This window comes from Blautia sp. HCP28S3_G10, assembly GCF_052065235.1.
Taxonomy (GTDB): domain Bacteria; phylum Bacillota; class Clostridia; order Lachnospirales; family Lachnospiraceae; genus Blautia_A.
In genome coordinates this window covers 1-11,581 of record NZ_JBQHUL010000060.1, presented here as the reverse complement: position 1 = coordinate 11,581, position 11,581 = coordinate 1, and the positions used below count along the sequence as shown (strand labels likewise).

The window sequence follows — 11,581 nt, the reverse complement described above, 5'->3', positions numbered from 1 at the left end:
TTGCCATAACTTATCCTCCGTAATTGTAGTGAAATAGTCTAAATATCTTTCGCCTACAATTATAGAGGGAAACAGAGTGTTAGGAAATCCGCAGGAATATTTGGCGCTTACGTTGCAACAACAAACAACATAAAAATCAAAAGGAAAGAGGAGGACATGTATTATGAAAAAAAGAATTCTTATATTAGGACTTGCGGCAGTATTAGGAATCAACGGAGCAGGTGTTTCATCTGTATTTGCAGCAAAAAAGGACAAAGTTGAAATAACAAATGTTTCTTATGACCCGACAAGAGAACTGTATGAACAGTATAATAAAGTTTTTGCAGAACACTGGAAAGAAGAATCTGGACAGGAGGTTGAAATAACTCAGTCACACGGCGGTTCGGGTAAACAGGCATTGGAGGTTGCAAACGGACTGGAAGCAGATGTCGTAACACTTGCACTTGAGTATGATGTGAATGCTGTTGAAGATGCGGGGCTGATCGATAAGGGTTGGATTGAAGAATTTCCAAATGACAGTTCTCCGTATACATCAACGATTGTCTTTCTGGTACGTAAAGGAAATCCAAAAGGGATTAAAGACTGGGATGATCTTATAAAAGAAGATATAGGTGTCATAACACCGAACCCGAAGACATCGGGAGGCGCAAGATGGAATTATCTGGCAGCCTGGGCTTACGCAGATAAAAAATTTGACGGTGATGAAGACAAGATAAAGGAGTTTATCAAAAAATTGTATCAGAATGTACTTGTTCTGGATTCAGGAGCCAGAGGAGCAACCACTTCTTTTGTTGAAAACGGTCAGGGAGACGTACTCATTGCATGGGAAAATGAAGCATATCTTTCTGTAAAAGATTATCCTGACGATTATGAGATTATAACACCAAGTATCAGCATTCTGGCACAGCCTTCAGTGGCAATTGTAGATGAAATAGTAGACAGGAAAGGAACAAGAGATGTTGCAACTGAATATCTCAATTATCTTTATTCTGATGAAGCGCAGAGGATTGCAGGTGATAATTATTATCGCCCATCTAATGAAGATATCCTGAAAGAATATGAAGATGTTTTTGATCTTAATGTAAATCTGGTGACAATTGATGATTTTGGTGGATGGGATAAGGCACAGGAAACACATTTTGCAGATGGCGGAGTATTCGATCAGATTTATGAAGGATAGTTTCAGAAAACAGAAAACTCCCTGTGATATCTGGCAGGACCGCCGAATCAAAGGGAGTTATAATATCGGGTTATTTCTGATAAAGCTGTAAAACAGGGGAATTATCCATGATAAATGATTTTTCCACTGCAGAGTGTATAATGAATTTTTCCATAAAGTTCAGTACCCTTAAATGGGCTGTTGGAGGCTTTGGAGGCAAAGTCACTGACAGTCCATTTTTCATCCGGATTAAAAATAACAAAGTCAGCAGGAGCATTTACCTGTATTCGACCGCCTGACAGATGATAAAGGTCTGCCGGATTGCAGGTCATTTTGGAAAGAAGTTCCATCAGTGTGAGCTGTCCTGTTTTTACCAGGGAAGTGATACCGAGACCAAGAGATGTTTCTAGTCCTATAATGCCACTGGGGGCTTCGGTAAGAGGTCTTGATTTTTCTTCCTGACTGTGAGGCGCATGATCAGTGGCAATAAGGTCGATCGTACCATCTTTCAGCCCTTCAATGATTGCCTGACGGTCTTTTTTGAGGCGGAGAGGCGGGTTCATTTTGGCAAGTGAACCGTATTCCAGAAGTGCTTCCTCAGTCAGTGTAAAATGATGAGGGGTTGCTTCTGCATGGATATCAGCGCCCATTTTGCGTGCAGAGCGGACAAGTTCTACAGAGTTTCCGGAACTGATGTGCTGGATTACAACAGATGCGCCTGAATGGAGAGCAAGCATGCAGTCACGTGCGACCATTATTTCTTCGGCAATTGCAGGAGAGCCTTTTACACCAAGTGTTTCGGCTGTTTTACCTGCGTTGATTCCATTATTTGTAATGAAACTTTTGTCTTCTTCATGAAGACTGATCGGCATATGAAGTGAGGCAGCCTTTTCCATGGCTTTGTAACAGAAGACGGCATCAAGAAGGGGAATTCCATCATCTGTGAAGCCGCAGGCTCCCGCACTGGCAAGAGCATCAAAATCTGTCAGATGTTCTCCGTTAAGTCCAGTGGAAACAGAAGCTGTCTGGTAAATATGTATGTTTTCTTTTTTTGTGCGGCTAAGGATATCTTTTAGAGTATCTACAGTATCTACGGTCGGTTTTGTATTTGCCATACAGATGACGGAGGTGAAACCACCTTTTGCAGCAGCAAGAGATCCTGTATGAATATCTTCCTTATAAGTCAGACCGGGATCACGGAAGTGTACATGAGTATCAATCAGGCCCGGGGCAACAGTAAGCCCTGTAATATCCAGGATTTCTTCATTTGCAGCGGGTATCAGTGCAGTGCCGATTTCCTGAATGATGCCATTTTCAAAACGGATGTCAGTGATGGCATCTGTGTGTCCGGCCGGGTCGATAAGATGACCATTTTTTAAAATCATAAATTTTTGTCCTCCTGACAGATAGTATTAAAGTCAGTATAGAAGAAATCGGAGAACTTTGTCAAGTTGACAAAATTCCCCGGTATATAAAATCATCTCAGAGTGTTACTGTGGAGTGAACAGTAATATTTCAAATCCAGGTATCAGAGATCAACACTAATATTCTGTTCTTTGATGTGATGACGTTTGGCATATCCGGTAAGGATAAGAGTAAGTGCGCCATCACCTGTAACATTACAAGCTGTACCAAAGCTGTCCTGAAGTGCGAAAATGGTAAGCATCAGGGCGGTACCTGTTTCATTGAATCCAAGGACACCTGTAATAAGTCCGAGAGAAGCCATTACAGTTCCGCCTGGAACTCCGGGCGCTCCCAGTGCAAAGATTCCAAGAAGCAGACAGAAAAGAACCATGGTTCCAGGTGTCGGAATAGAACCATATAAAATTTTTGAGATGGTCATAACAAAAAAGACTTCGGTAAGAACGGAACCACAGAGATGGATGTTGGCAAAAAGAGGGATGCCGAACTGTACCATATCTTTACGAAGAGGTTTGGCTTTGCCTGCACACTGAAGCGCAACGGCGAGAGTGGCAGCAGAGGACATGGTTCCTACTGCAGTCAGATAAGCAGGTCCGTAATGACGAACAATATCCATAGGATTTTCGTTAGAATAAATACCGGCAAGCCCGTAGAGCAGTGCCATCCAGATAAAATGTCCGATCAGTACAATAACAATAACCTGAAGGAATACAGGAAGCTGTTTGGTAATGGAACCTTCATAAGCCAGTCCACAGAATGTCAGTGCAATGAAAATAGGCAGGATCGGAATGATGATCTTTGAAACGATGGAAAGTACGATTTTCTGGAATTCATCAAGAACTCCGGTGATTAGTTTGGTCTGATTCCATGTTGCTGCCAGACCTACCATAATGGAGAATACAAGTGCACTCATTACAGACATGATCTGTGGAATAGAAAGTTCAAATACTACATCAGGAAGTGTTTTCAGACCTTCTACGTCAGTGACAATTGACAGGTGTGGAATCAGTACATAACCAGCTCCTGTGGAAAAAAGTGCGGCGCCGATAGAAGACACGTAGGCGATCACAAGTGCAACACCCAGCATGCGTGAAGCATTGTTACCAAGTTTGGTGATAGATGGAGCGATAAAACCAATGATGATCAGTGGTACACAGAAGTTGATCAACTGGCCAAGTACGTATTTTACGGTAACAACGATATTCAGAATAGCAATGGTAAGTGAGGAGGAATCTGTTTTATTCAGGATAATTCCCGCAATGATGCCAATAATAACACATACCAGAAGTTTAAATGGAAGACTTGTAAAAAAACTGTTCTTTTTCATGGATAGATTCTCCTTTGTTATTAATATGTACAGACAAAATCAGCAGTCCTGGTTGATATTTGCCTTGTCGATCATGACATTGAGTATCTCAGTGTCAGTTAATCTCATGCCCACTCTGCCAATATACCCCATACTTTTGATTGTCTCTTCAACATCACCTTTGATGATGCCTTCGCCTGGCAGAAAACTTTTGTTCTGTATACTCAGCTGGAATGCCATCAGTGCTGCATCTACGGAAGATGCAATCTTAGCTGCGCAGGAGGGTTTTGCACCGTCACAGACGATTCCGCCTACATTACCAAGAGTGTTTATTATGGTCAGGGATACCTGCTGATAATTACCGCCATACATATAAGTAATTCCTGCACCAGCACCACAGGCAGCGCTTACAGCACCACAGTAAGCAGAAAGACTTCCTATATAATATTTCTGATGAATAGCAATAAGATTACTTACAACAAGCGAGCGGCAGAGTTTTTCATGTGAGACTTCCCATTCATCTGCATACACAATTACAGGAAGAGAAACAGTCATGCCCTGATTCCCACTCCCGGAATTGATCACTACAGGGAGGGAGCAGCCTCCCATTCTTGCATCACTTCCGGCAGCAGCTCTGGCACAGGCTCTTGTGGTAACACCTTTACCCCATACATGCATGAGCGTTTTGCCTATCTGAGCTCCATAGTTGTTGTCCAGACCTTCCTGAGAGATCGCAGAATTCAACTTGATCTGTCGATCAATGATAGGCTGTACGTCTTTCATCTTAACCTGATCAGCAAAATCAAGAATATCTTTTACAGTAAGTGTGGATTTATCCGGTTCTGATGCAGATGCGGCAGAATCCAGAGGATGGTCAAGAAGAATCTGACCATCTTTGACAATCCGTGTGATATTTGTATGCTGATGTTCGATTGTTACTTCTGCAAAATGGCTGCCGCAGATTACTTTGGCTGTAATATAAAGGTTGTCGACTCCTTCTGCCAGGGAGCATGAACAGACCTTCAGCTTAACCAGTTCGCGCGTCCTGGCAATGTGTTCAGGTGTGATTTCTTCAAGAACTTCCAGGGCTTTGTCAGCATTACCGCCTACAATTCCGAGAATGGCAGCAACGTCAATGCCTTTCATACCTCCGGAATTAGGTACAGTAACACCTTTCACATTCTTGATGATATTGCCGCTCAATGACATTTCCACTGAATCAGGAAATTCACCAAGAACCTGACGGGCCTTTGCAGCCGCATAGGCAATTGCAATTGGCTCCGTGCATCCAAGGGCAGGAACAAGTTCATGCTCAAGGATGTTAAGATAGTTTGCATATAATACAGAATCCATATCTTTCTCCTCTCCTCAGTTACGCAAAAGCGTTTGTGCAACAAGTATAATATATTTCCGGCAATAACACAATATATATGCAAAAATACAAATATAAAACACATATCTGATAAGCAAGGACTGAAAAATGAAGAAAAACTACAAAAAATTCAATTCGACAAAAAAATCCTTTACATTGATAAATTCTTATGGTAAAATAAGCAACTGTGATATATTTTCATATCCTTGCTCTCTGTACAGGCGGAGGGCCACAAAGACCATAAGGAGGTAAAATGACATGAATAAGTACGAATTAGCATTAGTTGTGAGCGCTAAAGTTGAAGACGAAGTTCGTGATGCAGTAGTTGAAAAAGCAAAAGGCTACATCACTCGTTACAACGGAAACATCACAGAAGTAGAAGAATGGGGTAAGAAGAAATTAGCTTACGAAATTCAGAAAATGCATGAAGGCTTCTACTATTTCATTCAGTTTGAAGCAGACGCACAGTGTCCGGCAGAAGTTGAAAGACACGTTCGCATCATGGACAACGTATTAAGATATTTAGTCGTTCGCAAAGACGCATAATCTTAGTAGATGAATTGTTACTGTGAACGGAGTGAACAGTAACCATGGATTTTAGAAAGCACCATTAAGAAACCCGTTCACTCACTAAGAAGAAAGAGGGATAATAATGAACAAAGTAATTTTAATGGGACGCTTAACAAGAGATCCTGAGGTTAGATATTCCGCAGGAGAAAACGCTCTGGCAATTGCCAGATATACTTTGGCAGTAGACAGAAGATTCCGTCGTGACGGTGAGGCAACTGCTGATTTTATCAGTTGTGTCGTATTCGGACGCGGAGCGGAATTTGCAGAAAAATATTTCCATCAGGGAATCCGTATTGTTGTTTCCGGACGTATACAGACCGGAAGTTATACAAACAGAGAAGGACAGAAGGTGTATACAACAGAAGTTGTAGTTGAAGAACAGGAGTTTGCTGAAAGTAAAGCTTCCAGTGACAGCTATGCAGCTTCTCATCCGCAGCAGAGTGCTGCACCTGCACCATCTATGCCGGGACCTGGATCTGCAAGTGCAGACGGATTCATGAATATTCCGGATGGAATTGATGAGGAACTTCCATTTAATTAGAATGGAAACCAAGTGTTTATAACTGAAAGAAATAGAATAAGGAGGAAACCATCATGGCTTATAATAGAGGCGAAAGACCGGACTCTCCTATGAAGAGAAGAGGCGGACGCAGAAGAAAAAAAGTTTGTGTATTCTGCGGTAAAGAAAACAACGAAATCGATTACAAGGATGTAGCAAAACTCAGAAAATATGTTTCTGAAAGAGGTAAAATCCTTCCTAGAAGAATCACAGGAAACTGTGCAAAACATCAGAGAGCTCTTACTGTTGCAGTTAAGAGAGCTCGTCATATGTCTCTGATGCCATACGTTCAGGACTAATCAGAATTTCAGGATCGCTGTCATTTATGACAGCGATCTTTTTGCTTTAACCATTGTGGAGTGAACAGTTACAACAGTAACACCGGATTTAACATTCATATGGTAAAATGTTCTGGAATCTGCTATAATAATACTTAGCATCCTGTAAATTTTAGAAAAGAATGGTAAAGAAAATTATGAGTGGAAAATTAAAATTAAAAGGGCACTTGAAACATCTGGTGCGCTGGCCGTTATATTTATCCATTCTCCTGATAGTGCTGAACATTCTGGTTTATATTGTTAATATAAAAGCAGGCATTGTTGTGACGCTGGGAATACTGATCTATGTCGCAATTGCGATCATTCTGCTTTTTTATCACAGACCACTGATGTTCAACGATCTGGTTGCATTTGCCAGTCAGTATGAATTCCTCGAAAAAAGGGTTCTTGAAGAACTGGCACTCCCATATGCAATCATGGATATGCAGGGAAGAATGATCTGGTCAAACAAAATGTTTGCACAGATGACGGGACGTGACCAGTTCTACCGGAAAAATGTCAGCACAATTTTTCCGGATATTACCGCAGATAAACTTCCGGCAAGTGAAAAACGAGAAATATCTGAAGTAAGTACGCAATTTGGCGAAAGGATATACAGAATATCCATGCAGCGTATTATGCTCGGTAAAGCAGTTGCATCCTCGAAACTTCTGGAAAACCTTCCGGATATCACCAGCCTGATTGCAATGTATCTCTATGATGAGACTGAACTGAAGGAATATATTCAGGCAAATGAAGACAATAAACTGGTTGTCGCACTGGCTTATCTGGATAATTACGAAGAAGCACTGGAAAGTGTGGAAGATGTCAGAAGATCGCTTCTTATTGCTCTGATCGACCGTAAGATTACAAAATATTTCTCGAATTATGACGGACTTGTACGAAAACTTGAAAAGGATAAATATTTCCTTATTATGAGACAGAGTTCACTGGAAGCCTTGAAAGAACAGAAATTTCATATTCTGGAAGAAGTCAAGACAGTAAATATCGGAAATGAGATGACTGTAACTCTGAGTATCGGTATCGGACTGAATGCTACAACATATCTTCAGAATTATGAATATTCCAGAATTGCCATAGAGATGGCCCTGGGACGTGGTGGGGATCAGGTAGTTATCAAGAACGGTGACAGTATTACTTATTACGGTGGTAAGGCTCAGCAGATGGAAAAGACAACCCGTGTAAAGGCCCGTGTAAAGGCTCAGGCACTCAAAGAATTTATGAGTACAAAAGAGCGAGTGGTTGTTATGGGGCATAAAATCACTGATGTGGATGCACTGGGGGCAGCAATTGGTATTTATCGAGCAGGAAAGACACTTGGAAAACCGGTTCATATTGTGGTAAACGATCCATCTACCTCGATTCGTCCGTTGATGGCAGGATATATAAACAATCCGGACTATGAACCGTCGATGTTTATTGATCGGGAACAAGCTATGGAACTTGTTGATAATAATACAGTTGTGGTTGTTGTTGATACAAACAAGCCAAGCTATACAGAGTGTGAAGATCTTCTTTATATGACAAAGACAATCGTAGTGCTGGATCATCATCGAAGAGGAAATGAAGTGATCCAGAATGCTGTATTGTCCTATGTGGAGCCATATGCCTCTTCTACCTGCGAGATGGTAGCGGAAATACTTCAGTATTTTTCTGACGATCTCAGACTTCGCAATATAGAAGCTGACTGCATTTATGCGGGAATTATGATTGATACAAATAATTTCATTACAAGAGCAGGGGTAAGAACTTTTGAGGCAGCAGCATTTCTTCGTCGTTCTGGAGCGGATATGACAAGGGTCCGTAAAATGCTGCGGGATAATATTGACTCATACAAAGCAAGGGCAGAAGCTGTTCGTACGGCAGAAATCTACAAAGGATACTTTGCTATTGCAAAATGTCCGAGTGAAGGACTTGAGAGTCCTACGGTAGTTGGCGCACAGGCTGCTAACGAGCTTTTGAACATAGCAGGTGTAAAGGCATCATTTGTTCTGACCACATATAATAAAGAGGTTTATGTCAGTGCAAGAGCTATTGATGAGGTCAACGTCCAGGTTATGATGGAGAAACTTGGTGGCGGCGGTCATATCAATATAGCCGGGGCTCAGGTAAAACAGCCTATTGAAGAAGTGGAAAATATGATCAAAGAAATTATCGATGAGTTATATCAGGAGGAAGAAACGAAGAAATGAAAATAATTTTATTAGAAGATGTTAAGTCACTTGGAAAAAAAGGCGAAATTGTCAATGTCAGTGACGGTTACGCACGAAATATGATCCTTCCTAAGAAACTTGGAGTTGAGGCTACTTCCAAAAATCTTAATGATCTGAAACTTCAGAAAGCAAATGCTGAGAAAGTTGCACAGGAAAATCTGGAAGCAGCCCAGGCTTTTGCAAAAGAACTTGAAACAAAAGAGATTATTCTTACTCTTAAAGTCGGTGAAGGTGGAAGAACATTTGGTTCTGTATCTACAAAAGAAATTTCTGAAGCTGCTAAAACTCAGCTTGGTCTTGAAATTGATAAAAAGAAACTTCAGCTGCCAAGTCCGATCAGAAATCTCGGTGTGACTCAGGTTCCGGTAAAACTTCATCCTAAGGTTACAGGTTCTCTGAAAGTCTGGATCAAAGAAGCGTAATATAAGGGAGAGGACAGTTAATGGAAGAAGCACTGATCAAAAGAATCCTTCCTCACAGTATTGAGGCAGAACAGTCAGTAATTGGTTCCATGCTTCTCGACAGAGATGCCATTCTGGTAGCTTCTGAGATTCTTACAAGTGATGATTTTTATCAGAATCAATACGGAATCATCTTCGATGCGATGGTTGAACTATGCAACGAAGGGAAACCGGTAGATTTGATCACTTTGCAGAACCGCCTGAAAGAAAAAGACCTGCCGCCTGATATCAGCAGCATGGAATATGTTCGTGAACTGATTCAAGCGGTGCCAACTTCGGCGAATGTCAAGTATTATGCAAATATCGTCAGTGAAAAAGCACTTTTGCGAAGACTGATAAAGGCAACAGAGGAAGTGGCGAATACCTGTTATCTGGAAAAAGAAAGTACAGAAATGATTCTGGAAGAATCAGAAAAGAAACTGTTTAATATTCTTCAGAGAAGTATTGGCGGAGATTATGTCCCGATCCAGCAGGTTGTTTTGAATGCAATCAATAATATCGAAAAAGCTTCCAAGCTGAAAGGCAGCGTAACGGGAATTCCGACAGGTTTTATTGATCTGGATTATAAGACATCAGGAATGCATCCATCTGATCTTGTTCTTATTGCAGCAAGACCTTCTATGGGGAAAACAGCGTTTGTACTGAATATTGCCCAGTATATGGCATTTCGTAAAGATGTTACAGTTGCTATTTTCAGTCTGGAAATGTCAAAAGAACAGCTGGTAAACCGACTTCTAGCAATGGAATCACATGTTGATTCACAAAATATGCGTACCGGTAACCTCAAAGATGAGGACTGGACGAAACTGGTTGAAGGGGCAGATATCATAGGCCGTTCCAATCTTATCATTGATGATACACCGGGAATCAGCATTGCGGAGATGCGTTCCAAATGCCGAAAATATAAACTGGAACATAATCTTGGAATTATTATGATCGACTATCTTCAGCTCATGAGCGGAAGTGGCAAGTCTGATTCACGTCAACAGGAAATTTCAGATATTTCACGTTCATTAAAGGCTCTTGCCAGAGAACTGAGTGTTCCGGTTATTGCGCTTTCGCAGCTGAGCCGTGCAGTAGAGCAGCGTCCGGATCACAGGCCGATGCTTTCGGATCTTCGAGAGTCAGGAGCAATTGAGCAGGATGCCGATGTGGTAATGTTCCTTTATCGTGATGATTATTATCACAAGGATACAGAGAAAAAAGATATTGCAGAGGTAATTATAGCAAAACAAAGAAATGGTCCGATTGGAACCATAGAACTTGTATGGCTGCCACGTTATACACAGTTTGTTAACATGAAAAAGTAATTATTAAGATCAGTCAGGAAAACTTCTTTGATATCCTGGCTGATTTTTATGTCAAAATGAGACGAACGATTTTTATTGAATTTAATATGGAGGCTGTTTATAATTAAAATCAGTGGTAACTGTCCGATAAATACAACAGACATAATCACCACTCAGTGAATTTCATAAGGAGGTGTAAGTACTGTGGAGACAAGATATACAGTTAGACAGGCTGTTGAGATGACTGGAATTAAGTCTTATGTGCTTCGATACTGGGAAGAGGAACTGAATCTCAGGATTCAGAGAAATGAACTGGGACATCGGTATTACACCGGGTATGATATTCAGTTGTTTTTGAATATTAAAGAACTGAAAAACAGAGGACTGCAGCTTCGGGCAATTCGTGAACTGATCCCGCAGATTGCGCAGGTACCGCCTGGAGACAGTAATAGCAGACTGCGGTTGCTGGAAGAATGCAGTGAAGATACAGAGAAAGATGAAAATAAAAATACTTCAGAGGTATGTGAAGAGGTATTGCTATCAGGGGAAGAAAAGATTCATGATGCAAAGATTCTGGAATTTCAGGTAATTCTTGAAAGGCTTATTCAGCAGGAACTTAATTCACAGAATGAGGATGAAGAGAAATGCCGGTCGCTGGATCTGGCAATAAGGCGACAGCAGATGGCCAGACGTGAGGCAGCGGCTGCAATGGCAGACAAAAAATCAGTCAGAAAACACAGAAATGCGTAAAAAAAAGAAAGCTACAGCAATTGCTGCAGCTTTCAGACTGTAGACAAACTTGGTGTTGGGTGTTATGCCCAGCACCATTTTTCTTTTAAAACTTCTTTTCTTTTTATTTTTTTCAAAATCAACAAAAATCTGGCTGTATTCC

The 11,581-nt window shown here is 41.1% G+C and carries 11 protein-coding genes; 8 read left to right on the top strand and 3 right to left on the bottom strand.

What is annotated here, in order from left to right; genetic code table 11:
* Positions 1 to 163 precede the first annotated feature (163 nt).
* Complete coding sequence (locus ACTNB8_RS15515; protein WP_441055991.1) at positions 164 to 1,180, top strand: sulfate ABC transporter substrate-binding protein; 1,017 nt, start codon at positions 164 to 166, stop codon at positions 1,178 to 1,180.
* A 101-nt stretch (positions 1,181 to 1,281) separates the two neighbouring features.
* Here ACTNB8_RS15515 and ACTNB8_RS15510 read toward each other — a convergent pair whose 3' ends face one another.
* The 3 genes from ACTNB8_RS15510 to ACTNB8_RS15500 form a co-directional block, all read right to left on the bottom strand.
* Positions 1,282 to 2,544, bottom strand: a complete 1,263-nt coding sequence (locus ACTNB8_RS15510; protein ID WP_441055990.1) for a dihydroorotase — start codon at positions 2,542 to 2,544, stop codon at positions 1,282 to 1,284.
* A 143-nt stretch (positions 2,545 to 2,687) separates the two neighbouring features.
* Positions 2,688 to 3,908: a dicarboxylate/amino acid:cation symporter gene (locus tag ACTNB8_RS15505; protein WP_441055989.1), complete on the bottom strand. Its 1,221-nt coding sequence runs from the start codon at positions 3,906 to 3,908 to the stop codon at positions 2,688 to 2,690.
* A 39-nt stretch (positions 3,909 to 3,947) separates the two neighbouring features.
* The gene (locus ACTNB8_RS15500; protein ID WP_441055988.1) at positions 3,948 to 5,240 is read right to left on the bottom strand and encodes an L-cysteine desulfidase family protein; all 1,293 of its coding nucleotides are present in this window, start codon (positions 5,238 to 5,240) and stop codon (positions 3,948 to 3,950) included.
* 277 nt (positions 5,241 to 5,517) lie between these two features.
* Between ACTNB8_RS15500 and rpsF the strand changes: the two genes are divergently transcribed.
* From rpsF to ACTNB8_RS15465, 7 genes are all read left to right on the top strand, one after another.
* Complete coding sequence (rpsF, locus tag ACTNB8_RS15495; RefSeq protein WP_296042424.1) at positions 5,518 to 5,805, top strand: 30S ribosomal protein S6; 288 nt, start codon at positions 5,518 to 5,520, stop codon at positions 5,803 to 5,805.
* Positions 5,806 to 5,911: 106 nt separating this feature from the next.
* Positions 5,912 to 6,370 carry a single-stranded DNA-binding protein gene (locus ACTNB8_RS15490; RefSeq protein WP_296158224.1) on the top strand — a complete coding sequence of 153 codons (459 nt, stop codon included), beginning with the start codon at positions 5,912 to 5,914 and terminating at the stop codon, positions 6,368 to 6,370.
* 53 nt (positions 6,371 to 6,423) lie between these two features.
* The gene (gene rpsR / locus ACTNB8_RS15485; protein WP_021651398.1) at positions 6,424 to 6,687 is read left to right on the top strand and encodes a 30S ribosomal protein S18; all 264 of its coding nucleotides are present in this window, start codon (positions 6,424 to 6,426) and stop codon (positions 6,685 to 6,687) included.
* Between the two features lie 176 nt (positions 6,688 to 6,863).
* On the top strand, positions 6,864 to 8,918 hold the full coding sequence (locus tag ACTNB8_RS15480) for a DHH family phosphoesterase (protein WP_441055987.1): 2,055 nt from the start codon (positions 6,864 to 6,866) through the stop codon (positions 8,916 to 8,918).
* Complete coding sequence (rplI, locus tag ACTNB8_RS15475) at positions 8,915 to 9,361, top strand: 50S ribosomal protein L9 (RefSeq protein WP_441055986.1); 447 nt, start codon at positions 8,915 to 8,917, stop codon at positions 9,359 to 9,361. Before ACTNB8_RS15480 ends, rplI begins: the two co-directional genes overlap by 4 nt.
* Positions 9,362 to 9,381: 20 nt before the next feature.
* Positions 9,382 to 10,710 (top strand): replicative DNA helicase, encoded by a 1,329-nt coding sequence (dnaB, locus tag ACTNB8_RS15470; protein ID WP_296158227.1) that lies wholly within the window; start codon positions 9,382 to 9,384, stop codon positions 10,708 to 10,710.
* Between the two features lie 183 nt (positions 10,711 to 10,893).
* The gene (locus ACTNB8_RS15465; protein WP_441055985.1) at positions 10,894 to 11,439 is read left to right on the top strand and encodes a MerR family transcriptional regulator; all 546 of its coding nucleotides are present in this window, start codon (positions 10,894 to 10,896) and stop codon (positions 11,437 to 11,439) included.
* Positions 11,440 to 11,581 lie beyond the last annotated feature (142 nt).

Bases quoted from the DNA above. Each gene is read 5' to 3' on its own strand.
- ACTNB8_RS15515 (WP_441055991.1), top strand. From the start codon at position 164: ATGAAAAAAAGAATTCTTATATTAGGACTTGCGGCAGTATTAGGAATC.
- ACTNB8_RS15510 (WP_441055990.1), bottom strand. From the start codon at position 2,544: ATGATTTTAAAAAATGGTCATCTTATCGACCCGGCCGGACACACAGAT.
- ACTNB8_RS15505 (WP_441055989.1), bottom strand. From the start codon at position 3,908: ATGAAAAAGAACAGTTTTTTTACAAGTCTTCCATTTAAACTTCTGGTA.
- ACTNB8_RS15500 (WP_441055988.1), bottom strand. From the start codon at position 5,240: ATGGATTCTGTATTATATGCAAACTATCTTAACATCCTTGAGCATGAA.
- rpsF (WP_296042424.1), top strand. From the start codon at position 5,518: ATGAATAAGTACGAATTAGCATTAGTTGTGAGCGCTAAAGTTGAAGAC.
- ACTNB8_RS15490 (WP_296158224.1), top strand. From the start codon at position 5,912: ATGAACAAAGTAATTTTAATGGGACGCTTAACAAGAGATCCTGAGGTT.
- rpsR (WP_021651398.1), top strand. From the start codon at position 6,424: ATGGCTTATAATAGAGGCGAAAGACCGGACTCTCCTATGAAGAGAAGA.
- ACTNB8_RS15480 (WP_441055987.1), top strand. From the start codon at position 6,864: ATGAGTGGAAAATTAAAATTAAAAGGGCACTTGAAACATCTGGTGCGC.
- rplI (WP_441055986.1), top strand. From the start codon at position 8,915: ATGAAAATAATTTTATTAGAAGATGTTAAGTCACTTGGAAAAAAAGGC.
- dnaB (WP_296158227.1), top strand. From the start codon at position 9,382: ATGGAAGAAGCACTGATCAAAAGAATCCTTCCTCACAGTATTGAGGCA.